The organism is Bacillus cereus, from assembly GCF_002564555.1.
GTDB lineage: Bacteria > Bacillota > Bacilli > Bacillales > Bacillaceae_G > Bacillus_A > Bacillus_A cereus_K.
Genome location: NZ_NUVD01000002.1, coordinates 12,211 through 33,667, shown reverse-complemented (window position 1 = coordinate 33,667; position 21,457 = coordinate 12,211). Strand labels below are relative to the sequence as shown.

The following is a 21,457-nucleotide window of genomic DNA, read 5'->3' as shown; positions in this document are numbered from 1 at the left end:
CAATCGTTAACTTATTCAATTACACCAGAATTTGTAATATTTACGGTATATTTTACTTTAACAGGGACATCTTTGTACATTTTTTTCCACTCTTCTAATTTAAATGGACGATAATGTTGTTTATATTTTGCTCCTAGCCCGAGAGGATCGACGCCTAAAGATTTAAACTGCTTAATTAATTTGGCAGCCTGTACATCTAATTGTTTTTGGACGGCTTTTTCAATTTTTTTTGTGTTCTTAGCATGTTCTAAGTTAATTTGTTTCGTTAGTTCTTGAATACGGGCATCAAGCTTAACGTGAATGAAAAAAGAAGGTTTCCCGTTTTTTATTTTTATATCGTAAGTTGGAACAGAACGAATATTATTAATCATTACGTACGCAGAATCCGTTTTGAATTCATGTGAATCTAATCTATGTTTCTCTAACAGTCCTTTAAATATGAACATATCCTTTTCTGCAATTTTACCGATATATTTATCCTTTTTAAAAAGACCGATTCCGGTGATTTTTATTTTATCAGCATGTTTCTTTAGAATCGGAATATAGTAATCTTGCCCTTCTTGATAATAACGGAATGCCCCTAAATGTAGATTGTCTTGTGGTAAAGGACCGGTTTCCATGTTATGTTCTAGCAATTTTTTTATATAGATTGCAACGTTGGATGAGGTTGTATACTTACCTTTTAAAAGTTCAAGACCATTACCTTCAAGTAAAGCAACATATAACGCATTTCCGATATTTACATCGCGGATTAATGTATCGAAGGAAGAAGCCATTCCTTTTTTTGCAATTCTTGTAGTAAATAGAGCAACTCGCATTTGCCCGCTAGCAAATGGTTGAGAAGACTCTAAAGATGAGTCTGCTTTTACTTGTTTTACAGCATTTGCTGTTCCTTCAAAAACTTGAACTTTATTTCCCTTTTGCTGAATGGGACAAACGAATGTCATTTTTACTTTATTATCCTTTGCTAAGTCGAATACGGTTCCTTGAATAAGTTGTACATCATCAATAATATTTTTTTGTAAACATCCAGTTAGACTGAAGAGTGTTATACAAGAAATAAGTATTAATTTGTTTTTGATTTTTTCCATTTTCTTTTCACCCACACAATGATAAATAGGATTGGGATGTATACATAAATGAGCCAAAAACTAACTTTTGATGCATTACTAGTAAAATTATTAATATCGTGTCTGTTTGCTAAAAGTTGTGAAACAATGAGGGTGATAAGGAGAAAAGCGATTAGAACCCCTCTTTGTTTTACGCGAAATATTTCATGCGTTCCTCTTGTTGCTGCCCATAAGGGAAGGATAAAACTTGTAATAATAGTAAGCGCATAGCCTGAAATTGCAATATATTCTAGCCTTTCTATGAACGGTAATTGGATTACTTGGGTCATAGAAAGTTGTGACCATATCGTTTTTAACAATTGTTTCTCACTAAAAAATGCAAAGGCTAAAAGGGTACTAAATAAATATAGAAGATTTGAAAATAGTGCTCCGTATTGAGCGAATTTATGAGATTGCTTAGGATTTTTTACAAATGGATAAATCATAAGATAAATCTCAAACCCTGTCATACTGTAGATTGACAGCTGGGCGGATTTTAAAATATCTGAAAAAGAATGTGTGAATATAGGGAGTAAATTATCCAAATGTGAGTATTTCAAAACAAATAGGCTAAGAAATAAATAGCCTAATGTACCACAAACTGAGATGACGCAAATACCAGTAATGACACGAAATCCAGAAGAAATAATGTAATAGCTAACTAAGCATAAAAAAAGTGTTAACATCCAAGTGGAAGCGGTAGGAAACATCCATACTTGAATAATCTCAACATATGTTCGAATTACAGAAATACTGACGGCTAAAAAATAAGCCATAAAGATGAGATTAATGCCGTTTCCTAACCATTTTCCAAATGTTTGTCGTTGTAAATCAACTAAGTTTCCGTTTGTTTCTTTTAATAAAAAATACATCATCCATATAAGGATATGGATAAAAACCCCTATAATTAGAACGCCTATCCAGCCGTCATATCCAGCGGCTTTTGCAATAATTCGAGCGAATCCAAGCACTCCGGCACCAAACTGTGCACTGTGAATTAAGAAGAAAACAAAGACAGGAGATATTTGATATTTTTCTTGAACTTTACTCATCAATGCACCTCATTTCTTAATCATCAAAATCGGATCTATGTTTTGTTGAAATCCCTTTTGCAGATTTTTTTACATGTTGTGGTCTTGCTTGTACATCTCTTGTATCAATCATTGTTAATGGAAAACGAATCCAGGAATCTTTAAAGGATTGTTGTCTTGTCGGATAAAACAAAGCGTACGGCTTACGTAAGGAAGTAAGTCTAAATAGATGAGTAAATAAAAAGATAAATCCAAGAGAAATCCCGAAAAGTCCTCCTATTTCTGCAAAGATGAGAAATGGGAAGCGTAGTAATCGAACTGCGTTACCCATTTTATAAATAGGTGTAATAAAGGATGCAAGTGCTGATAAGGCAACGATAATTAATAAAATATTACTCGTTAAACCAGCTTGTACAGATGCTTGTCCGATTACGATACCGCCTACAATACCGAGTGTTTGACCAACTTTCATTGGTAACCTAGCGCCAGCTTCCCTTAATAAATCAATGGCAAGTTCTAAAAAGAGCGCTTCAATTAAAGGTGGAAATGGTACTTGTGCCCTTGATAAAATCAAAGTTTCTAATAAATCACTAGGAACTAATTCATAGTGATAGTTTAAAGTGGCAACATATAATGGTGTCGCACAAATGGAGAATAGAACAGCGAAAAGTCGTAAAATCCTTGAAAATGTAGCGTATAACCAAGAGACATTATAGTCTTCTGGTGAAATGAAAAAATCAAAATAGGATACAGGTGTTAATAGGACACTTGGAGAACCGTCAACGAAAATAGCGATTTTGCCATCAATAAGCGCTTTTGTAACTCTATCAGTGCGTTCTGTATTGATATAGAGAGGGAAAATCGACTTTTCTCCCATCAATTCTTGTATATAAGCACTATCATTAATTTGATCATATTCAAGAGCGCGTAAAGATTCCTCTAGAAAATCAATATTATCTTTTTCAGCAAGGTTGTCTAAATACATCATGACAACTTTTGTTTTGGAAAACTCGCCGATAATCATTTCTTTTGTTTGTAAATCTAAAACAGGAAGACGTTTTCGAACTAAATTAATGTTTGTATCAATATCCTCTACGAAACCTTCTTGAGGACCAATAACAGTCGATTCGTTTAAAGGAGGAGTTGGCGCACGATAATTATCAATTGCAATGTTTGCAAGCATACATTTTTGATCTTGCTGGTTCAATTGAATAATCGCATGCCCCTTCAAAACCATATCCTCAATCTTTTGTAAGTCATTCGTAATTGTGATACCACTCATCGGAATATGTTCTTTTAGTTCTTCTAGTGAAGTACAAGGTCGTTCTAACAGAGTAGGCATTAAATATTTTTGTAGCTTTTCTCCATCAAGTGAAGGGCGATAGTAAGAAATCCAATAAGGCATCGTTTCATCGTCAGATGTATGGTAATTAATAAAGTCACTAGATTTTTTCATCTTCTCTATTAAATCTTGTAAAGAATGAACATGTTCTTTTTTTGGTTTTGTAAAATCATAAATACTGTTATTCCCAGCACTTTGCTGTTGATCTTGAGAAGACTCGTCTTGCTTAGCGCTTTGCTGTTTATTTTGAGAAGACTCATCTTGCTGAGCATTTTGCTGTTTATTTTGAGAAGACTCGCCTTTCTTAGCGCCTTGCTGTTTATTTTGAGAAGACTCACCTTGCTGAGCACTTTGCTGTTGATCTTGAGAAGACTCGTCTTTCTTAGCGCCTTGCTGTTGATCTTGAGAAAACTCGTCTTGCTGAGCACTTTGCTGGCTATTTTTATTTTTGTTATGTTTCATACTTCTAGTTTGTTGTTGTGAGTCATCAGTTTCTGTTGTATTTGATTTTTTTTTCTTACGTAACCAATTCCAAATCATATGTACGCCCTCTTTAATCTTGTAATATAGTGCTATTTTGTGGCTAATTTTGTATATTATTCATTTATTTATGAAAAGAAGAAGGAGATTGCTTTGCATAGAAAAAATCCTTTAGTAAAGAGTTCATACTATGATGGGAAGAAGGCGAGTCTGTGCAAATTGTAAAAAAGGAGAAGTTTGTTTTAAAAGAGTTTACGTTTGAAAATGGTAGGAGAATTCCTGTTCAAATGGGGTATGAGACGTATGGTACTTTAAATAGCGAACGGTCAAATGCGATTTTGGTTTGTCATCATTTTAGTGCAACAAGCCACGCGGCAGGGAAATATACAGAACATGATGGGGAATCTGGTTGGTGGGATGGGCTCATTGGACCTGAAAAGGCAATTGATACAAATAAATATTTCGTTATATGTACTGATAATCTTTGTAATGTGCAAGTGAAGAATTCGTATGTGATTACAACGGGACCGAAATCAATTAATCCAGAAACTGGAGACGAATATGTGATGGATTTCCCAGTTTTTACATTTCTTGATGTGGCTCGTATGCAATATGAGTTAATAAAAGATATGGGAATCTCAAGATTACATGCTGTAATGGGACCATCGGCAGGTGGAATGATTGCGCAGCAATGGGCTGTTCACTATTCCCATATGGTAGAGCGGATGATCGGGGTGATTACGAATCCACAAAATCCAATTATCACGTCAGTAAATGTAGTGCAAAATGCGATTGAAGCAATTCAACTTGATCCAAGTTGGAAAGGCGGAAAATATGGAGAGGCGCAGCCAATGAAGGGACTTCATTTAGCAAATAGAATGATGTTTATGAATGCGTTTGATGAACATTTTTATGAAAAGGCATTTCCTCGTAATAGTATAGAGTTAGAACCTTATCAAAAGTTTTCTACATTATCATCATTTGAGAAAGAGATAAATAAAGTGACATATAAAAGTATAGAGTTAGTAGATGCAAATTCGTGGATGTACACTGCGAAGGCCGTTCTATTACATGATATTGCACATGGATTTTCATCTTTAGAAGAGGCGCTTTCTAACATAGAAGCGAATGTGCTTATGATTCCGTGTAAACAAGATTTGCTTCAGCCATCTCGTTATAATTATAAAATGGTAGACATTTTGCAAAAACAAGGGAAGTATGCGGAAGTGCACGAAATAGAAAGTATAAATGGGCATATGGCGGGAGCGTTAGATGTTCATTTATTTGAAAAGAAGGTTTATGAATTTTTAAATCGGAAAGTATCTAGTTTTGTGTAGAAAAGAAATGATGTGAAAAGGTGCGATATGTGTAGTAGGCACCTTTTTTTACATGATTTGCAGACGGAAAATGTAAGTAGCGATTGCTATACCGAAGAACGCTATACTCAGTAATAGAAATAAGAATGATATTTCTTGGGGAGATTTTATCTTTTTATTATTTTTCATACTGAGTGCAATAATCGCAGCGATTAAGAAAATGTTGCCCATAATGAAAAGAAAAAGTGTCATTTTAACTGGCTCCTTTGATAAAACAAGTATATTGAGGATACAATGCGATAGTGATGTTTGTAAAGAATAAGTTTTGCGGGGAAATTGAGAAATAAACGCTCCATTCTTTGCGTTCCTTCTTTCGCATGCTAAAATTGATTAGAAATGGTTGTTTTAAGAAGAAACTAAAGGTTTTATTACATATAAGGAGGAACGGCATATGACAGAAGTAAAAACAATTACAACAGAAGAAGTGCAAGAACGCTTAGAAAATGGAGAAACGTTATTTTTAGTAGATGTACGTGAAGATGAGGAAGTAGCAGCAGGGAAAATTCCAGAAGCTGTACATATTAAAATGGGTGATATCCCACATAAAGTAGATTTCTTTGAGAAAGAGAATGAATATATTTTTATTTGCCGTTCAGGAATGCGTAGTGAAAATGTATGCCATTATTTAAATGAGCAAGGATTTAAAACAGTGAACATGGTTGGCGGTATGCTTCAATATGAAGGTGAAACGAAATAGTTAATGCTTAAAAACTTGAAACGAGTCTGTTTCAAGTTTTTTTCTTTTGCATACAGTATACAAAAGGGGGAGGGATAAAATGGGGATTAACATGCGTAAAGTAAAAATTATTAATAATACAGGAGCTGTTAATGTTGGTGACTGTTATAATATCTCACCTTTAGCTGTAGCGAAAATATATGCGGGTGCTGGAGGGTCAAGTGCAGCTGTTTTTTTAAATGGGAAGCGGCAGCCTGAACCTACAATTAGAACATCAGTATTTATACCACCATTAGCAACGAGTACACGTACGTTAGGTGCATAGAGGAAAGGTAGAGTGTAATTATGTCTGCGCATATAAAAGAGTTTATTATCGTTAATAATACTGGGAATGTATTTACGGGTGATAATTTGAGCGATACTTCATTTACTGCTTCGAAATCGTATAGTGGTTCAACGGGATGCACTTGGATTGATGTTGTTACAGTAATAGGAACGGAGACAAAACTTTGTTTACAACCAGGAGATTCTGTGACAACAACATATACGAAAGGTACTCTTGCTGGTACTCTAGCAGGAACGAATACGAGCCAAGGTGCAAATACGTCGAGTACGAGCCAAGCGGTACCAAATACAGATAATACAGATTCAGTTGCAGGACTCCCCTAAAATAATAGGGGAGTTTTTATTTGTTTGAGTAAAAACATCGCAGTTCGAAAATATATTATAATAGAATGAAAAGAGAAAAATTTGGCAGAAAGGGAGGGTGGCGATGCAGGAGAAGGTTAGAGATTTTTTTGGACGCCCACTTCAAGATTTACGCATCTCTGTCATTGATCGTTGCAATTTAAGATGTACGTATTGTATGCCAGCAGAAGTGTTTGGACCAGATTATGCTTTTTTGAAAGATGAGTTTTTACTAACATTTGATGAAATTGAGCGCTTGGCAAAACTATTCGTTAGCATCGGTGTACGAAAAATTAGACTTACTGGTGGCGAGCCACTGCTTCGTAAAGATGTAACAAAACTTATTGCACGTCTCGTGAAAATTGACGGTTTAGTAGATATAGGGTTAACGACAAATGCGATTCATTTAACGAAACAAGCGAAGGCATTGAAAGAAGCTGGATTACATAGAGTAAATATTAGTTTAGATGCGATAGATGATGAGGTATTTAGGGATATTAACGGCCGGAATATTAATACGAAACCTGTGATCAAGGGAATTATGGCTGCAAAAGAGGTAGGGCTTGAGGTAAAGGTAAATATGGTTGTGAAAAAAGGCATGAACGATCATCAAGTACTTCCGATGGCTCAGTATTTTAAAGAACAAGGAATTTCGCTTAGATTTATTGAGTTTATGGATGTTGGTAGTACGAATGGGTGGAATTTTGATCAAGTAGTTACAAAGAGAGAATTAATCGAGATGATTCATAGGGTGTATCCGCTTGAGCCAGCTGAAGTGCATTATTTCGGTGAAGTTGCGAAACGATATCGGTACATCGGAACAAATGTAGAGGTCGGTTTTATTACTTCTGTTTCTGAGTCATTTTGTTCTTCTTGCACGAGAGCGAGAATTTCGGCGGATGGAAAGTTTTATACTTGTTTGTTTGCGACGGAAGGATTGGATGTAAGGGAACTTCTTAGAGGCAATCTTTCGGATGAGGAAATATTAAAGGTTATACAAGATGTATGGATGAATAGAAAAGATAGATATTCAGATGAACGGACAGAAGAAAGTGCAAAAAATCGTCCAAAAATTGAAATGTCTTATATAGGAGGATAAGAAAGGGGTTATCGTATGCAGGAGCGTTATTCAAGACAAATATTATTTCCGGGTGTTGGAGAAGAAGGACAGCGAAAGATAAGAGAGAAGCATGTGCTTATTATCGGCGCGGGTGCTCTCGGTGCGGCGAATGCAGAAGCGATTGTTAGAGCAGGTGTTGGAAAAGTAACGATTGCTGATCGCGATTATGTAGAATGGAGCAATCTACAAAGACAACAATTGTATACAGAAGAAGATGCCAAGCAGTATAAACCGAAGGCGGTAGCGGCAGCAGAACATTTACAAGCGATTAATTCTGAGGTGGAAATAAATCCGGTTGTAACGGATGTAACGGTGCAAGAAATGGAAGAGCTAGTGACTGATGTAGATTTAATATTAGATGCGACAGATAATTTTGAAACGCGTCTTCTTATTAATGATATTTCACAAAAGTATAATATTCCGTGGATATATGGTGGTTGTGTTGGAAGCTACGGAGTAACGTATACAATTTTACCAGGGAAAACGCCGTGTTTCCGCTGTTTAATGGAGCATCCGGCGAGCGGAGCGACATGTGATACAGCTGGTATTATACAGCCAGCGGTACAATTAGTCGTAGCGCATCAAATAACAGAAGCGTTGAAAATATTAGTAGAAGACTTTGAGGCGCTTCGTGAAACGATGTTATCGTTTGATCTTTGGAATAATCAGCAGATGGCATTTAAAGTGAATAGGCAGAAAAAAGATACGTGTTTATCTTGCGGAAGGTTACGTACATATCCGAGTTTAACATTTGAAGCACAAACGAAAACGGAAGTGTTATGCGGACGAAATACAGTACAAATTCGTCCAGGTGTGCGGAAAGATTTTAATTTAGAAGAAATTAAAAAGCGCTTACAAAGAAGTGTAGAGGTAAAGGCAACACCTTATTTATTATCATTTCCGGTAGAAGAATTTCGCTTTGTTCTATTTACAGATGGTAGGGCGTTTATTCATGGGACGAATGATATGAATGTAGCAAAAAGCTTATATGTAAGATATATAGGTTGAACCTAAAGGAAACCCTTTAGGTTCAACGGAAAGAGGATTACGAATTTCTCGTATAATCTCCACTTTTTCCACCTGTTTTTTCAAGTAAGTATGTTTCGCCAATAATCATACCTTTATCAACAGCTTTACACATATCGTACACGGTAAGAGCGGTAGCGGAAGCAGCTGTTAAAGCTTCCATTTCAACACCAGTGCTACCTTCTGTTTTAACTTTTACTTCAATGAGTAATCGATATTGTTCTTCTGATTGTTTCCAATCGAAAGAAACGTCAACACCTTTTAATAATAAGGGATGGCACATTGGGATAATATCAGAAGTGCGTTTCGCAGCCATAATGCCTGCGATTTGGGCAACCGCTAATACGTCACCTTTCCCAATTTCATTGTGAGAGATTTTATCGTAAATTTCTTTTGTAACGACGATGCTAGAGCACGCAATTGCTGTTCGAACGGTTGCCTTTTTCTCGCTTATATCAACCATTTTTGCGCGGCCCTGGTCGTTGAAATGTGTGAATGAAGACATGGAATTCCTCCTTGAAGTAATTTCTATTTAATACATAAAGTTTAATCGAGATAAAAAAAATTGCAAATATGAGGTGAGAAACGATGGTAGAAAAACGAATTCCGATTCAAGTTGCTGAGGCAGTAGAACGGGTCATGGAATATGCGAAGCATGGGGAAGTAGAAGAAGTGTCTATTACAGAAAGTTACGGGAGAATTCTTGGGAAAGATGTTGTCTCAGATCATGACGTTCCTCATTTTGATCGTTCTCCTTACGATGGTTTTGCAATTCGAGCAGAAGATACGAAAGAAGCAAGTCAGGAGAATCCAGTTGAATTTGAAGTCATAGGAGAAATTGGAGCAGGGTCTGTTTTTTTAGAAGAAGTAGGACCTTTTAAAGCGATTCGTATTATGACAGGAGCAGCTATTCCAGAAGATTGCAATGCAGTCGTAATGCTAGAGCTGACAGAAGGATTCGAGAAGAACGAAAAAACATATATGAAGTTAAAGCGTCCTTTCAATAGTGGTGACAATGTGTCATTTAAAGGGGAAGATATCAAACAAAATCAAGTCCTCGTTAAGAAAGGTGTTGCAATCAATCCAGGTGTTGCGGCCTTATTAGCTACGTTTGGATATAGCACTGTGAAAGTTGTAAAACAGCCTGTTGTCGGTATTGTAACGACAGGAAGTGAATTGCTAGAAGTACATGAGCCGTTAGAACCAGGGAAAATTAGAAATAGTAACTCTTACATGATTGCAGCTCAAATTATGAAAGCTGGCGGAAAAGTTCGGTATTATGGCCAACTTGCTGATGACTTAGATGCATGCTTTGCAGCTGTTCAATCAGCGATGGATGAGGTTGATATTTTAATTACAACGGGCGGTGTGTCGGTAGGAGATTATGACTATTTACCGGCTATTTATGAAAGGTTACAGGCGAATGTACTCTTTAATAAAATAGCGATGAGACCAGGAAGTGTAACGACAGTGGCTGAAGTTGATGGAAAGTTGCTTTTCGGTTTGTCAGGGAATCCATCCGCTTGTTATGTAGGCTTTGAATTATTTGTGCATCCAATTATAAAAACGTATTTGTATGCGAAGGAACCTCACGTATATAGAGCTGACGCTATTTTGCAAAAGGATTTCCCAAAGCCAAATCCATTTACTCGTTTTGTAAGAGCAAATGTGACGATCGTAGACGGGAAGCTACAAGCGTTGCCAGTCGGCTTAGATAAATCGAGTGCAGTCTCTTCGCTTGCGGATGCGAATGCTTTTATTGTGTTGCCTGGAGGAACGAGAGGGTTTGAGGCAGGAATGAAAGTATCCGTATTATTGTTAGAGCACGCCGAGGGATGTGATTGGCCATGGGAAAAGCCCCTTCAATCTTACAAATAGTAGGCTATCAAAATAGTGGGAAAACAACACTTGTAGAGAAAATTGTGCATGCATTGGCTCAAAAAGAAATGAAAGTTGCTACAATTAAACATCATGGGCACGGAGGGTTTCCGGAAGTAGCGCAAAAAGATAGTGAAAGACACCGAAAAGCTGGTGCTGTCGTAAGTAGTGTAGAAGGAGCTGGATTACTTTCACTTTCTTCCTTAAGAGAGGAATGGTCCTTGCAAGAAATTATTCGCTTATATGAGTTTTTTGAAGTGGATACGATTTTAATAGAGGGCTATAAAAAAGAGAACTACCCGAAAGTAGTGTTACTTCGTTCTGCGGAAGATGTTGAACTTTTACATAAAGTGGAAAATGTAGTGGCGGTTATTACGTGGCATGATGTTCCGGCAAACTTACGAGAAGAATATAATGTATTTCATATAACAGAAGAAGAGTTGTATATAGGCTGGTTTTTACAAACGGTTAGGAGTGCGAAATGATAAATACGTATTATGAAGTAATCGATACAGAAATCTCGATTGAAGAGGTGGTGAAGAAAGTAATTCGCCGTGAATGCGGTGCTGTTACAACATTTATTGGAACAGTTAGGGAGTTTACGAAAGGGCGCCGTACATTATACTTAGAGTATGTCGCTTATAAGACGATGGCAGAAAAGATGCTGGAGAAAATCGGTTCAGAAGTGAAGGAGAAATGGCCTGGTACGCACGTTGCGATTACACATCGCATCGGTACATTGCAAATTTCTGATATCGCGGTTGTTGTTGCTGTTTCAACACCGCACCGTAAAGCAGCCTATGAAGCGAATGAATATATTATGGAGCGTATTAAACAAATTGTTCCGATTTGGAAAAAAGAGTTTTGGGAAGATGGTGATTCGTGGATTGGTGATCAATTAGAACAGACACCGTATCCAGAAGGAGAGCCTGGGAAGGAGCTATAAATATGATTCGAGTATTGTTATTTGCGCACTTGCAAGAAGAAGCAGGAACAAGTGAATTACAAATAGAGAAAGAAAATATTACGGTGGCAGAGTTAAAAGATATTGTTGCCAAAGAATATAATGTACCAGTATCAGCGCCAATTATGGTTGCAATTAATGAAGAATACGCAAATGAAGATGACACGATCCAATCTGGTGATGTTGTTGCACTCATACCACCAGTGAGCGGTGGTTAATATTGGATTCATTAAAACGACTTTCCTGAATAGGGGAAGTCGTTTTTTTATGGCATTTTTGAGAACACTAATTTATAGAACAAGGAGGGCGTTATGAAAAAACTATGTGTAATGATGATAATGATATGTTCTATCTTTTTCTTTTCTCCAAGTTATTCTTGGGCAAAAGAGTCGAAGGAACAGCTTTTAGAGAGTGCGTTATTGAATCGGTATTATTCCGTTATAAGGCAAGCGACAGCAGATCAATATGAATGTGATTCAGTTATAAATATAAAGCGTCTAGGCAAGAAAGATGAGTTCGTTCCTAGATTTGAAGTGACGCTACAATTTCTTACTTTTCAAGGTGCACACAATCCGCCGAATGACAAAGTTACACTTACTTTGGAAGACAATTTAGATCATATAAAGATAAAGAATGTGGAACGAGAAAAAAATGTTTCTAGTGCGATTGCAGAAAAGGTGTGCGCACAAGCGAAGGAAAAAATGAAAGCACATTCTAATGGTGTAGAGCGGTAACGGATGGCAGAAACGTTAGTACGAGTAATAGAAAAGGACAAAGAGTTTTATCTCTTTGTCCTTTTTTAGCAAAAAAAAATAGCGGCCAGCTATTTTAAAAATTAATGATTAATTGTATCTTGAAGAAATTCTGTCGCTTGATGTTCAGAAACGTCTTGTACGAGCGCAACTTCGCTAATCATCATTTTGCGTGCATTATCTAGCATTTGTTTTTCGCTCGCATTTAAGGCTCTTTCTTTATTACGGCGAAGTAAATCACGAACAACTTCTGCACTATCTTGAAGATTGCCGTTCTTCATTTTTTCCATATTCATTGTATATCTTTGTTTCCAAGAGAGTGAGGAATCGGATTCCCCATGATGAAATTCAAGAAGTATACCATCTAACGTACCTTTATCGACGATATAACGTATACCTGATTTTTGTAATTGATCCATCGGAAGCATTACTTGCATATCTTTATTAAGGATGCGTATCACACAATATTGACGAGTAGTACCTAATATTTCTTTCTCTTCAATTGCTTCGATGATTCCTGCACCGTGCATTGGATAAACGATTTTATCACCAATTTGAAACAAATCATCCACCTCCATATGTGGTAACCAATTTTAATGATAACACACGAATATAAAAATGTCAAATTTTATATAATACCATAATGTATATATGTGAGTCAATAAGTAAAAACTCTTTTTTTATATATTTTTTGGCTCTTATTTATGAATGACTTTTTTAGAAAAATAGTACAGGTGAGGATAGAAGACATATCCCCTTATTTTTAAGCATAAAATGTAAAATCGCTAATACAATATACCTAAATCCGTTCTTTGCAAAGGAGGGAGCGAAGGTGGGGCGCACAATAAAAATTGATATTACAAATAAAGTGGTAGCTAAATTTAGACCAGATTATTTGGAATTATATACGAGTAAATTTATGATAGGTAAGTTTTATGTCTATACTGAAGGTAAACAATATGTGTTAGAAGACGGATATATATATGAGAATGGAAAGTTTTATCGCATCATAGATACGCACCGTGGCAATAATCAAGCGGCGGAGGGCTGCGATCTAGGATGGTGTTAACATGATTCGTGTGAAAGTGTTTGATGAAAGTCACGAAAAAGATTTAGAAGACGCAGTAAATGTGTTTTTAAAAAAGATTGATGATAGTAAATTTGTAGATATTAAGTACCAAGTTGGTGTTTCGATTAACGATGATGAAAACCAAATTTATTGCTTTTCAGCAATGATCGTTTATAAAGCATAAAAAAGAGCTGNNCAGCTCTTTTTTATGCTTTAGGTTGGGACAACATGTGTTGGTAAAACGTTCATAATAGATTGAGTCGTGCCTAATTTCTTTGACGTTAAAAGTAGTTCTTCTGTTTCATGATTTTGGGCATCTTTACACATACCGAGGTGATAACGATCACCTAAAAATGGATCAATATAAAAACCGTTTTTGAATACTTTATCATTCGGATGTTTTTCATGGTGAATGTCAGAGCAGTTAATGCAATAGAACATCGCGTTCATCCCCTTTTTATTTTTGTTGAAAAAAGTGAGTGGGTAGTCATTTCGCTCCTAAGGAAATGTTGAGGAGAAGAGAAATAACTACCTACTCAAATGGTGGGCATATTCCTTCTGATTTTTTATATCTCGCGTATTGCCTCTGAGGGAAGGAGGAGAGACGAATTACGCATGATATAAGTAAGGCGCTTCTTTCAATACGAATGATGGAGTTTCATGTTGAGAGAAGTTTTTATTTTTGATTGCCTTTGTGATTATATTATGAGGAAATGCTGAGAGGGTGTTTGTCCTGTTGAAAAAATGTTGAGAATTTCTCAACAAAAAGAGCCTTTCTTGACATGTAACCAAAAGGTGTTATATTATCGGAAATGAAACTAAAAGGTGTTGCTTTTGTGCCGAATAAAGGAGAATGAAAATGGAACAACAAAATACATTAAATGATATTAAACAAACAATCGTTTTTAATGCGCCTATTCAAAAAGTATGGAATGTAGTATCAACTGCAGAAGGAATCGCGTCATGGTTTATGCCAAATGATTTCGAATTAGAGGTAGGACATGAGTTTCATGTGCAATCACCATTTGGGCCATCACCATGTAAAGTGTTAGAAATTGATGAGCCAAACCATTTATCTTTCTCATGGGATACAGATGGCTGGGTTGTTTCATTTGATTTGAAAGACTTAGGAGATAATAAAACAGAATTTACGTTAATTCACGGCGGCTGGAAACATCCTGATGAAATTCTTCCGAAAGCGAATGCGAAGAGCTCTATTATTCGCGATAGAATGAATGGTGGCTGGGTAGCGATTGTAAATGAAAAACTGAAAAAGGTTGTCGAAGGCTAAGTGTCCTCGTCAGCAGCGAAATATGATGTATTTCAAGCAATTGCTGATCCAACCCGCCGAGAAGTATTACGGTTATTAAGTGATAAAGAGTTACCAATTTCCAAAATAACGGATCATTTTCCGATGAGCCGTACGGCTGTTGTAAAGCATCTTCATATTCTTTCGGAAGCGAATTTAGTAAGTGGAAGAAAAAGCGGGAGAGAGAAGATATATCGCCTGCAACCAGAGCCATTAGAGGAATTACAGCAGTGGCTCTCGTATTATGAACGATTTTGGGATAATAAATTGTCCATGCTGAAACATATTGTGGAGAATGAAGAGTAAAAGAGGATGACCATTTCGGTCATCCTCTTTTACTGCTCACTTGTTTGTTTAGCCGGCTTTAATAAAAGCCAAGCAATAATTAAAGTTAATACTGCTAATACGAAAGTACTCATATAAATGACGTGTACACTTGCAGCTAATGCGGATTGAGACTCAGTTACTACATTTGCTGTAGATCCGCCGTGTCCGCCAGAAGAAACAAGATCAAGATTTTTAATGCCACGTGCATGAATCATCGTATTGAAGACCGTGCCGAAAATTGCAGCACCTAACGTTTGGCTAAATGTATTAATAAATGTGTTTAAACCTACTGCTGTCCCGCGTGTATGGGCTGGTACAGCTGCTTGAATTGTTACCATATAAATAGGTGTTACAAGCCCCATTCCTAAGCCGAACAATCCGACTGCAACATAAATAAGGAATGATGGTGAATCCGTTGATAATGTAAATAATAAGAATGTAGCAACTGATAAAATGCTAGCTCCAAGTAAAATAATTTGTTTCGTTTTTAATTTGCCAACTAAGTTACCCGAGAACATAGCACCGAATGTCCACATAACAGGAATCGGCATTAAAATGAGTCCGGCTTCTGTTGCATTTTTTCCTAATACACCTTGGCTCCAAATTGGAAGGTACACTGTAATACTAATAATCATTGCGCCAGCGATAAGCGTTAATATGTTTATAGTAGATAATGTACGGTTAGAGAAAAGTGCTAGCGGAATTAATGGTTCCGGAGATTTTTTCTCGATGTATAAGAAAATAATGAATGAAACAGCGGCAAAGATTAATAGGCCGATGATTGAAATGTCTCCCCAGTTTTGCTTACTGCTACCTGTTAATAATGCGTATAGTAGAGCAATTGTACTTAATGAGAAGACTGTTGCACCAAGGTAATCGATATGTTGCTTAGTGGCGGATTTAACAGATTCCTTATAAGAAGTGGCAAACATTAGGCAAGCGATAATTCCAAATGGAACGTTTAAGAAGAAGATATAGCGCCAAGAAAGAGAATCGACTAAAAATCCGCCTACTAAAGGCCCGATAACACCAGATACACCCCAAACGGCACTCATCCAGCCTTGTGCTTTCGCGCGGTCTTTCGCTTCGCTATATAAGTCTCCAATAATCGTCATTGTAATCGGCATAACAGCACCAGCGCCTATACCTTGAAGAGCGCGGAAGAAGATTAATTGTTCCATCGATGTAACGACTCCGCAAAGTGCAGAACCGATTAAGAAGATGGTTGCTCCGATGAGCAGAACTTTTTTTCGGCCGAATAAATCAGCTAGTTTTCCGTATATTGGAGTCGAAACCGCTGTTGCAAGCATATAAATTGCATATACCCAACTAACAAGTTCGACGCCTGACAATTCACTCGTTATACGAGGGATTGCTGTACTAACAATCGTTCCTTCTACCGCAGAAAGAAACGTCATTAGCATTAAAGACATCATGACTTTTTTTCTCATTTGTTTTCCCCTTACCCTTTTTCAAATATTCAACAATATAAAATATAAAGGTACTAAGGTATATAAAGCAACAAAAAAGCAATGGCAAGTTAGGAAAAGGGGATTTGTCGCTCTTTTTTGTAAGTTGATATATTTGAGGAATCGCCGATATATCTTGTAGCATTCCATGTACCTATAAAAAAAAGAAACAGGGAAGTCCTGTTTCTTCTTTAATACTGCATTTTTGCGTTTTCTCCAGCTGTCGTTCCGGCAATTCGACCAGTAACGAGAGCAGATGTAATGTTATAGCCACCAGTATAACCGTGAATATCAAGAACTTCTCCGCAGAAATATAGGCCATTCGTGAATTTAGAAGACATTTCTTTCGGATTAATTTCTTTAACGGATACACCGCCGCCAGTAACGAATGCTTTTTCGATTGACTGCGTACCATTTACATTCACAGTAAATTCTTTAAAGTCTTTTACAAGTGCACGAATCTTCTCATGAGAAACTTGTCCAGCTTGTTCACTACCATCAATTTCATTTTTTTCTAATAAGAATAGGAAGTAACGTTCAGGAACATAACCTTTTAACACGTTTTTAATTCCTTTTTTCGGATCTTCTTTCATTTGTTTCAGCATGCGCTGGAATAGTTGTTCACTATTTTCTTCTGGCAACGCATCGATACTCATTTGCACTGTATTCGTTTTAAATTTCTTCATCGTTTTTATTACGAACTGGCTACAACGAAGAGCAGCAGGCCCTGATAAGCCGAAGTGAGTGAAGAGCATGTCCATTTTATGAGAAATGACAACTTTTCCTTTTGGGTTTAATACACTTAAGTTGATATCACGTAAAGCAAGACCTTGTAATGAGCGGTCACGAATAAATGGTTCGTTTGAAAGGATTGGTACTTCTGTTGGGAAAAGCTCTGTAATTGTATGACCAGCGTTTTCAGCCCAAGCGTATCCGTCTCCAGTAGAACCAGTTTGAGGAACTGATTTTCCGCCAACAGCGATAACGACGTGATTTGTTTCTAACACTTCGCCTGTTTGCAAAATAACTGCTTTTGTTTGACCGTTCTCGTATTCAATCGTTTCAACTGGCGTATTCGTACGTATTTTTACACCTAAGTCTTTTAATCTTGTTAAAAGTGCATCTACAACAGATTGCGCTTTGTTTGACACGGGGAACATGCGCCCGTGGTCCTCTTCTTTTAATTTAACACCGAGTTTTTCGAAGAATGTAATAATATCTTCATTATTAAAAATAGAAAAAGCACTGTATAAGAAGCGACCGTTTCCTGGTATATGTTTAACGATTTCATCAAGTGGTAGACGATTCGTTACGTTACAACGACCGCCACCAGAAATCGCAAGTTTACGCCCTAGTTTATTTCCTTTATCAAGAAGTAAGACGCTTGCGCCTTCTTCTGCAGCACCGATTGCAGCCATTAGCCCTGAAGGACCGCCGCCGATGACAATAACATCATAATGCATAATATATCGACCTCATTTTCTACATTTCCTGCCTAAAAGAATAGCATGTTTTCCCTTAAAAGAAAAATAGAGTGGAGTACTGCTTAATAGGAGAATTGTGGTACAATACAAAAGTTAGAGTTCAGCACGATCCTGCTATTTGTGGGCAATAAGACTAAAACCTTAAGATTTATGAGCAGTAAAGAGGAAGTCTGGCAGCCCGTAAATGCTCGAATGGCTCAACTAATAACGAGTAGGGGATGAACAAAACCCCCACTGATTATAGTTTCACTTTATGTAGATGTAGGAGGATTTTTTTTATGTCCGATTCAAAATTTCTACGCGGAACGCTTATTGTTACGCTAGGGACATTTTTAGTGAAGTTTTTAGGCATGATTTACGTCTTTCCGTTTCATGCATTAGTAGGAACAGAAGGCGGAACGCTCTATACATATGGATACATTCCATATACGATCTTTTTAAGTATTGCAACGGCAGGAGTGCCGCTTGCTGTTTCGAAATTCGTTTCCAAATATAATGCACTTGGCGATTATAAAACGAGCCGGAGAATGTTCCGCTCGGGAATGGTTATGATGATAGTATCAGGGGTTCTTTCGTTCCTAGTACTGTATTTGACGGCGCCATGGTTTGCAGAAGCAATGCTTGGTAAACAAAGTTTACAAAATAAGATAGAAGAAGTTACGACGATTATTCGTCTTGTAAGTTTTGCGCTTATTGTTGTACCGGCAGCGAGTTTAATTCGTGGTTATTTCCAAGGTCACCAATCGATGGGACCAACTACTATTTCGCAAATTATTGAACAAATTATTCGTATCGCCTTTTTATTAACAGGTAGTTTTATCGTTATTAAAGTACTTGGTGGTACAGTTGCAACAGCAGTTGGGGTAGCGACATTTGCTGCGTTCGTTTCAGCAGTTGGAGCGCTTGGTGTACTCATTTGGTACTGGCTAAAACGTAAAAAACATTTGGATCAATATTTAATTGAACAAACTGTACCAGAATCGACAGTAAGTACCGTTCAATTGTTTAAAGAATTGTTTGCATATGCAATTCCTTACGTTGTAATTGGGTTAACAATTCCTTTATATCAACAAATTGATACATTGACATTTAACTCAATTATGCAGGCGATTGGTCAAGGCGATATCGCAGAGCGAGCGCTTGGTATTTTCACAATGTGGACGCATAAATTAATTATGATTCCTGTATCGCTGGCAACAGCGTTCAGTTTAACGCTTGTGCCAGCGATCACAAAATCGTTTACGGAAAAACAATATCGTTATTTAAAATTACAAATTACACAAACATTCCAGGCAAATATGTTTTTAACATTGCCAGCAGTTATCGGTATTTCTTCACTTGCATATCCAATTTATACTGCGTTTTACGACGCTGATCCACTAGGTGGACAAGTATTAATGTGGTATGCGCCAGTTGCGTTGTTATTTGCTTTGTTTACAGTAACAGCGGCAATTATGCAAGGTATTAATCAACAGAAGCATGCGATTATTGCGCTTGTAATGGGTATTATTTTGAAATTTGTATGTAATGTAATCTTTATTCGTTATTTCGGTACAATAGGAGCAATTCTTGCAACAGCAGTTGGTTTCATGGCTTCTGTTTGGTACACAAATCACCAAATTAAAAAACATGCAAACTACTCATTCGGTGTTGTATACAAAAGAACATTCCAAATTGCAGTATTAACATTTGTAATGGTCGTGGCGGTAAAACTATCACAATGGCTTCTAGCCTTCGTGATTTCGCCTGATAGCCGTATGGGTGCTTTAATTACAGTTGCAATTTGTGCAAGTATTGGTGGTTTTGTTTACATTTTCTTAGCAATTCGTACAGGAGTACTTGAAAGAGTATTTGGCGGAGAAGCGTTAGATAAAATTCAACGTAAACTTGGTAGTAGATTTAAAATAAAGTTGAAATCAAAAGGGGCGTAATTACGTCCCCTTTTCTATGATAAACAAAGAAGGTGAAAAACGTGAGATTAGATAAATTATTAGCGAATATGGGATATGGAAGTAGAAAAGAAGTAAAGAAATTATTGAAAGACGGCGTTGTGAAAATTGATGGAACGCCAGTGAAAGATGCAAAGTGTCATGTAAATGTAGAAGAGCAAGAAGTTATGATTCACGGTGAAGTTGTGGAATATAAAGAGTTTGTTTATTTAATGTTGCATAAACCACAAGGTGTTATTTCAGCAACGGAAGATGACAATCATGAAACAGTAATAGATTTATTAGAATTAGAAGATGCGATCTTTGATCCGTTCCCAGTTGGACGACTTGATATCGATACGGAAGGTTTCTTATTGATAACAAATGACGGGAAGTTATCACATCAATTATTATCTCCGAAAAAGCATGTGCCGAAAAAATATTATGCGCACGTTGCAGGAATAGTAACAGAAGAGGATGTAAAAGAGTTTGCTAAAGGTGTTATTTTAGACGATGGCTATGAAACGAAACCAGGTGAACTTACAATATTAAAAAGTGATGACATTTCTGAAATTGAGCTTGTGATTACAGAAGGAAAATTCCATCAAGTGAAGCGCATGTTTGAAGCAGTAGGGAAAAAAGTAGTGTACCTAAAGAGAACAGAGATGGGCCCGTTAGTATTAGATGAAGAACTAGAACTTGGACAATACCGAGAGCTATCAGATGAAGAAGTAGAAATGTTAAAAACATATCAAGTAGATACTGAAAAGTAGTGCCGTTTTTTTTAGGTGCAGAAAAGACCCCTTTCTAATAGTTAGAAAGGGGTATGTATTTATTTACATACAATTAGTTTTCGTTATGAGGTCATTCTCACTTTCTTTCCTGTTGTTGTCCACTTACCGCGGCAAGGGCTATACACGAGTTCATTAAACTGCAACACATTTAGATCACGTTGTATCGTTCGTGGTGTGATCCCGAACTCATCTACAAGGTCTTTCGTCGTTACCGTTCCGTTTTCATTGATGTACATATAAATTGATTTAATGCGTGTTAGCATACGAGTAGTTGTAGGTTTCAAGAGAAAACCACTCCTCTACTAGTTTTTTTGACCCCATTCAGGAAAGAAGGTCGTTACTACCATTGTACTCTACATGATAAAATTCATGCTTTAATCTACTTAAATTTTACAAAAGTTTAACAAATATTCATATAGAAAAATATTGGTAGTTGACATTGTATATCTGGTCAGTCAACTAACTCATAAAATTCTACGTAAAACGCCAAATTCCTGCAAATTTTTTTGAAAAAATAAAAGAAAAACTAATAAGAAATATCTGAAATATTATAATTGTTCAGCATTTAATCTTCGCATATGGCATAAGGGATTTCGGTTTGCTATGATAAAAGAGATAATATAGTGAAGGATGGAT

27 protein-coding genes are annotated in these 21,457 nt (G+C 36.7%); 17 read left to right on the top strand and 10 right to left on the bottom strand.

The window, feature by feature from the left end:
• Positions 1-11: 11 nt before the first annotated feature.
• Genes COI75_RS00595 through COI75_RS00585 form a run of 3 tightly spaced genes read right to left on the bottom strand, consistent with a single transcriptional unit; the run spans position 12 to position 4,022 of the window.
• Positions 12-1,091 carry a Ger(x)C family spore germination protein gene (locus COI75_RS00595; protein WP_000411352.1) on the bottom strand — a complete coding sequence of 360 codons (1,080 nt, stop codon included), beginning with the start codon at positions 1,089-1,091 and terminating at the stop codon, positions 12-14.
• Positions 1,067-2,161 carry a spore germination protein gene (locus tag COI75_RS00590; RefSeq protein ID WP_000049089.1) on the bottom strand — a complete coding sequence of 365 codons (1,095 nt, stop codon included), beginning with the start codon at positions 2,159-2,161 and terminating at the stop codon, positions 1,067-1,069. Before COI75_RS00590 ends, COI75_RS00595 begins: the two co-directional genes overlap by 25 nt.
• A 16-nt stretch (positions 2,162-2,177) precedes the next feature.
• Positions 2,178-4,022, bottom strand: a complete 1,845-nt coding sequence (locus COI75_RS00585; RefSeq protein ID WP_098448140.1) for a spore germination protein — start codon at positions 4,020-4,022, stop codon at positions 2,178-2,180.
• Positions 4,023-4,174: 152 nt separating this feature from the next.
• Here COI75_RS00585 and COI75_RS00580 point away from each other — a divergent pair, with 152 nt between their 5' ends.
• Entirely contained in the window at positions 4,175-5,299 is a 1,125-nt protein-coding gene (locus COI75_RS00580; protein WP_001167630.1) for a homoserine O-acetyltransferase family protein, read from the top strand.
• Between the two features lie 48 nt (positions 5,300-5,347).
• Here the strand turns inward: COI75_RS00580 and COI75_RS00575 are convergent, their stop codons facing one another.
• Entirely contained in the window at positions 5,348-5,530 is a 183-nt protein-coding gene (locus tag COI75_RS00575) for a hypothetical protein (protein WP_000171890.1), read from the bottom strand.
• Positions 5,531-5,729: 199 nt separating this feature from the next.
• Between COI75_RS00575 and COI75_RS00570 the strand changes: the two genes are divergently transcribed.
• The 5 genes from COI75_RS00570 to COI75_RS00550 all read left to right on the top strand — a co-directional run bounded on the left by COI75_RS00570 (position 5,730) and on the right by COI75_RS00550 (position 8,829).
• Positions 5,730-6,035 (top strand): rhodanese-like domain-containing protein, encoded by a 306-nt coding sequence (locus COI75_RS00570; protein WP_000141205.1) that lies wholly within the window; start codon positions 5,730-5,732, stop codon positions 6,033-6,035.
• A gap of 79 nt (positions 6,036-6,114) precedes the next feature.
• Positions 6,115-6,339, top strand: coding sequence for a spore germination protein (locus COI75_RS00565; protein WP_000512599.1), 225 nt, complete (start codon positions 6,115-6,117; stop codon positions 6,337-6,339).
• A 20-nt stretch (positions 6,340-6,359) separates the two neighbouring features.
• Positions 6,360-6,683, top strand: a complete 324-nt coding sequence (locus tag COI75_RS00560; RefSeq protein ID WP_001272695.1) for a hypothetical protein — start codon at positions 6,360-6,362, stop codon at positions 6,681-6,683.
• A 103-nt stretch (positions 6,684-6,786) separates the two neighbouring features.
• Positions 6,787-7,800 (top strand): GTP 3',8-cyclase MoaA, encoded by a 1,014-nt coding sequence (gene moaA / locus COI75_RS00555; protein ID WP_001156764.1) that lies wholly within the window; start codon positions 6,787-6,789, stop codon positions 7,798-7,800.
• A 15-nt stretch (positions 7,801-7,815) separates the two neighbouring features.
• The gene (locus COI75_RS00550; protein ID WP_001158080.1) at positions 7,816-8,829 is read left to right on the top strand and encodes a molybdopterin-synthase adenylyltransferase MoeB; all 1,014 of its coding nucleotides are present in this window, start codon (positions 7,816-7,818) and stop codon (positions 8,827-8,829) included.
• 37 nt (positions 8,830-8,866) lie between these two features.
• Here COI75_RS00550 and moaC read toward each other — a convergent pair whose 3' ends face one another.
• Positions 8,867-9,352 (bottom strand): cyclic pyranopterin monophosphate synthase MoaC, encoded by a 486-nt coding sequence (gene moaC, locus COI75_RS00545; protein WP_000094159.1) that lies wholly within the window; start codon positions 9,350-9,352, stop codon positions 8,867-8,869.
• 83 nt (positions 9,353-9,435) lie between these two features.
• Here moaC and COI75_RS00540 point away from each other — a divergent pair, with 83 nt between their 5' ends.
• The 5 genes from COI75_RS00540 to COI75_RS00520 all read left to right on the top strand — a co-directional run bounded on the left by COI75_RS00540 (position 9,436) and on the right by COI75_RS00520 (position 12,423).
• Positions 9,436-10,725 carry a molybdopterin molybdotransferase MoeA gene (locus COI75_RS00540; RefSeq protein WP_000229670.1) on the top strand — a complete coding sequence of 430 codons (1,290 nt, stop codon included), beginning with the start codon at positions 9,436-9,438 and terminating at the stop codon, positions 10,723-10,725.
• Positions 10,695-11,210 carry a molybdopterin-guanine dinucleotide biosynthesis protein B gene (gene mobB, locus COI75_RS00535; RefSeq protein ID WP_000513623.1) on the top strand — a complete coding sequence of 172 codons (516 nt, stop codon included), beginning with the start codon at positions 10,695-10,697 and terminating at the stop codon, positions 11,208-11,210. Before COI75_RS00540 ends, mobB begins: the two co-directional genes overlap by 31 nt.
• On the top strand, positions 11,207-11,671 hold the full coding sequence (moaE, locus tag COI75_RS00530) for a molybdopterin synthase catalytic subunit MoaE (RefSeq protein ID WP_000611227.1): 465 nt from the start codon (positions 11,207-11,209) through the stop codon (positions 11,669-11,671). Before mobB ends, moaE begins: the two co-directional genes overlap by 4 nt.
• A gap of 2 nt (positions 11,672-11,673) precedes the next feature.
• Entirely contained in the window at positions 11,674-11,907 is a 234-nt protein-coding gene (moaD, locus tag COI75_RS00525) for a molybdopterin converting factor subunit 1 (protein WP_000621770.1), read from the top strand.
• 93 nt (positions 11,908-12,000) lie between these two features.
• Complete coding sequence (locus COI75_RS00520) at positions 12,001-12,423, top strand: DUF3888 domain-containing protein (RefSeq protein WP_000732113.1); 423 nt, start codon at positions 12,001-12,003, stop codon at positions 12,421-12,423.
• A gap of 101 nt (positions 12,424-12,524) precedes the next feature.
• On the opposite strand, the gene COI75_RS00515 is transcribed toward COI75_RS00520, so the two are convergent.
• Positions 12,525-13,019, bottom strand: a complete 495-nt coding sequence (locus tag COI75_RS00515) for a CarD family transcriptional regulator (RefSeq protein ID WP_080013119.1) — start codon at positions 13,017-13,019, stop codon at positions 12,525-12,527.
• Positions 13,020-13,273: 254 nt separating this feature from the next.
• Here COI75_RS00515 and COI75_RS00510 point away from each other — a divergent pair, with 254 nt between their 5' ends.
• Positions 13,274-13,510, top strand: coding sequence for a DUF2553 family protein (locus COI75_RS00510; RefSeq protein ID WP_000533802.1), 237 nt, complete (start codon positions 13,274-13,276; stop codon positions 13,508-13,510).
• A gap of 1 nt (position 13,511) precedes the next feature.
• Positions 13,512-13,694, top strand: a complete 183-nt coding sequence (locus tag COI75_RS00505; RefSeq protein ID WP_000621750.1) for a sporulation protein Cse60 — start codon at positions 13,512-13,514, stop codon at positions 13,692-13,694.
• Between the two features lie 29 nt (positions 13,695-13,723).
• On the opposite strand, the gene COI75_RS00500 is transcribed toward COI75_RS00505, so the two are convergent.
• A complete protein-coding gene (locus tag COI75_RS00500) occupies positions 13,724-13,951 on the bottom strand; it encodes a DUF3973 domain-containing protein (RefSeq protein WP_000498980.1) in 228 nt (75 codons plus the stop codon).
• A gap of 418 nt (positions 13,952-14,369) precedes the next feature.
• Between COI75_RS00500 and COI75_RS00490 the strand changes: the two genes are divergently transcribed.
• Positions 14,370-14,801 (top strand): SRPBCC family protein, encoded by a 432-nt coding sequence (locus COI75_RS00490; protein WP_000437756.1) that lies wholly within the window; start codon positions 14,370-14,372, stop codon positions 14,799-14,801.
• Entirely contained in the window at positions 14,802-15,125 is a 324-nt protein-coding gene (locus tag COI75_RS00485; RefSeq protein ID WP_000098845.1) for an ArsR/SmtB family transcription factor, read from the top strand.
• Positions 15,126-15,154: 29 nt separating this feature from the next.
• Here the strand turns inward: COI75_RS00485 and COI75_RS00480 are convergent, their stop codons facing one another.
• Complete coding sequence (locus COI75_RS00480; protein WP_001228035.1) at positions 15,155-16,597, bottom strand: MDR family MFS transporter; 1,443 nt, start codon at positions 16,595-16,597, stop codon at positions 15,155-15,157.
• A 209-nt stretch (positions 16,598-16,806) separates the two neighbouring features.
• On the bottom strand, positions 16,807-18,078 hold the full coding sequence (locus COI75_RS00470) for an NAD(P)/FAD-dependent oxidoreductase (protein ID WP_000558874.1): 1,272 nt from the start codon (positions 18,076-18,078) through the stop codon (positions 16,807-16,809).
• A gap of 299 nt (positions 18,079-18,377) precedes the next feature.
• Between COI75_RS00470 and COI75_RS00465 the strand changes: the two genes are divergently transcribed.
• Together COI75_RS00465 and COI75_RS00460 are read left to right on the top strand one after the other, a co-directional pair.
• Complete coding sequence (locus COI75_RS00465) at positions 18,378-20,030, top strand: putative polysaccharide biosynthesis protein (RefSeq protein ID WP_001284022.1); 1,653 nt, start codon at positions 18,378-18,380, stop codon at positions 20,028-20,030.
• A 41-nt stretch (positions 20,031-20,071) separates the two neighbouring features.
• Complete coding sequence (locus tag COI75_RS00460; RefSeq protein ID WP_001234937.1) at positions 20,072-20,800, top strand: pseudouridine synthase; 729 nt, start codon at positions 20,072-20,074, stop codon at positions 20,798-20,800.
• 83 nt (positions 20,801-20,883) lie between these two features.
• Here COI75_RS00460 and COI75_RS00455 read toward each other — a convergent pair whose 3' ends face one another.
• On the bottom strand, positions 20,884-21,105 hold the full coding sequence (locus tag COI75_RS00455; protein WP_000805512.1) for a DeoR family transcriptional regulator: 222 nt from the start codon (positions 21,103-21,105) through the stop codon (positions 20,884-20,886).
• Between the last annotated feature and the right edge of the window lie 352 nt (positions 21,106-21,457).

Excerpts from the sequence above, each read along its gene's own strand:
- COI75_RS00595 (WP_000411352.1), bottom strand. The coding sequence starts at position 1,091 with ATGGAAAAAATCAAAAACAAATTAATACTTATTTCTTGTATAACACTC.
- COI75_RS00590 (WP_000049089.1), bottom strand. The coding sequence starts at position 2,161 with ATGAGTAAAGTTCAAGAAAAATATCAAATATCTCCTGTCTTTGTTTTC.
- COI75_RS00585 (WP_098448140.1), bottom strand. The coding sequence starts at position 4,022 with ATGATTTGGAATTGGTTACGTAAGAAAAAAAAATCAAATACAACAGAA.
- COI75_RS00575 (WP_000171890.1), bottom strand. The coding sequence starts at position 5,530 with ATGACACTTTTTCTTTTCATTATGGGCAACATTTTCTTAATCGCTGCG.
- COI75_RS00570 (WP_000141205.1), top strand. The coding sequence starts at position 5,730 with ATGACAGAAGTAAAAACAATTACAACAGAAGAAGTGCAAGAACGCTTA.
- COI75_RS00565 (WP_000512599.1), top strand. The coding sequence starts at position 6,115 with ATGGGGATTAACATGCGTAAAGTAAAAATTATTAATAATACAGGAGCT.
- COI75_RS00560 (WP_001272695.1), top strand. The coding sequence starts at position 6,360 with ATGTCTGCGCATATAAAAGAGTTTATTATCGTTAATAATACTGGGAAT.
- moaA (WP_001156764.1), top strand. The coding sequence starts at position 6,787 with ATGCAGGAGAAGGTTAGAGATTTTTTTGGACGCCCACTTCAAGATTTA.
- COI75_RS00550 (WP_001158080.1), top strand. The coding sequence starts at position 7,816 with ATGCAGGAGCGTTATTCAAGACAAATATTATTTCCGGGTGTTGGAGAA.
- moaC (WP_000094159.1), bottom strand. The coding sequence starts at position 9,352 with ATGTCTTCATTCACACATTTCAACGACCAGGGCCGCGCAAAAATGGTT.
- COI75_RS00540 (WP_000229670.1), top strand. The coding sequence starts at position 9,436 with ATGGTAGAAAAACGAATTCCGATTCAAGTTGCTGAGGCAGTAGAACGG.
- mobB (WP_000513623.1), top strand. The coding sequence starts at position 10,695 with ATGGGAAAAGCCCCTTCAATCTTACAAATAGTAGGCTATCAAAATAGT.
- moaE (WP_000611227.1), top strand. The coding sequence starts at position 11,207 with ATGATAAATACGTATTATGAAGTAATCGATACAGAAATCTCGATTGAA.
- moaD (WP_000621770.1), top strand. The coding sequence starts at position 11,674 with ATGATTCGAGTATTGTTATTTGCGCACTTGCAAGAAGAAGCAGGAACA.
- COI75_RS00520 (WP_000732113.1), top strand. The coding sequence starts at position 12,001 with ATGAAAAAACTATGTGTAATGATGATAATGATATGTTCTATCTTTTTC.
- COI75_RS00515 (WP_080013119.1), bottom strand. The coding sequence starts at position 13,019 with ATGGAGGTGGATGATTTGTTTCAAATTGGTGATAAAATCGTTTATCCA.
- COI75_RS00505 (WP_000621750.1), top strand. The coding sequence starts at position 13,512 with ATGATTCGTGTGAAAGTGTTTGATGAAAGTCACGAAAAAGATTTAGAA.
- COI75_RS00500 (WP_000498980.1), bottom strand. The coding sequence starts at position 13,951 with ATGTTCTATTGCATTAACTGCTCTGACATTCACCATGAAAAACATCCG.
- COI75_RS00490 (WP_000437756.1), top strand. The coding sequence starts at position 14,370 with ATGGAACAACAAAATACATTAAATGATATTAAACAAACAATCGTTTTT.
- COI75_RS00480 (WP_001228035.1), bottom strand. The coding sequence starts at position 16,597 with ATGAGAAAAAAAGTCATGATGTCTTTAATGCTAATGACGTTTCTTTCT.
- COI75_RS00470 (WP_000558874.1), bottom strand. The coding sequence starts at position 18,078 with ATGCATTATGATGTTATTGTCATCGGCGGCGGTCCTTCAGGGCTAATG.
- COI75_RS00465 (WP_001284022.1), top strand. The coding sequence starts at position 18,378 with ATGTCCGATTCAAAATTTCTACGCGGAACGCTTATTGTTACGCTAGGG.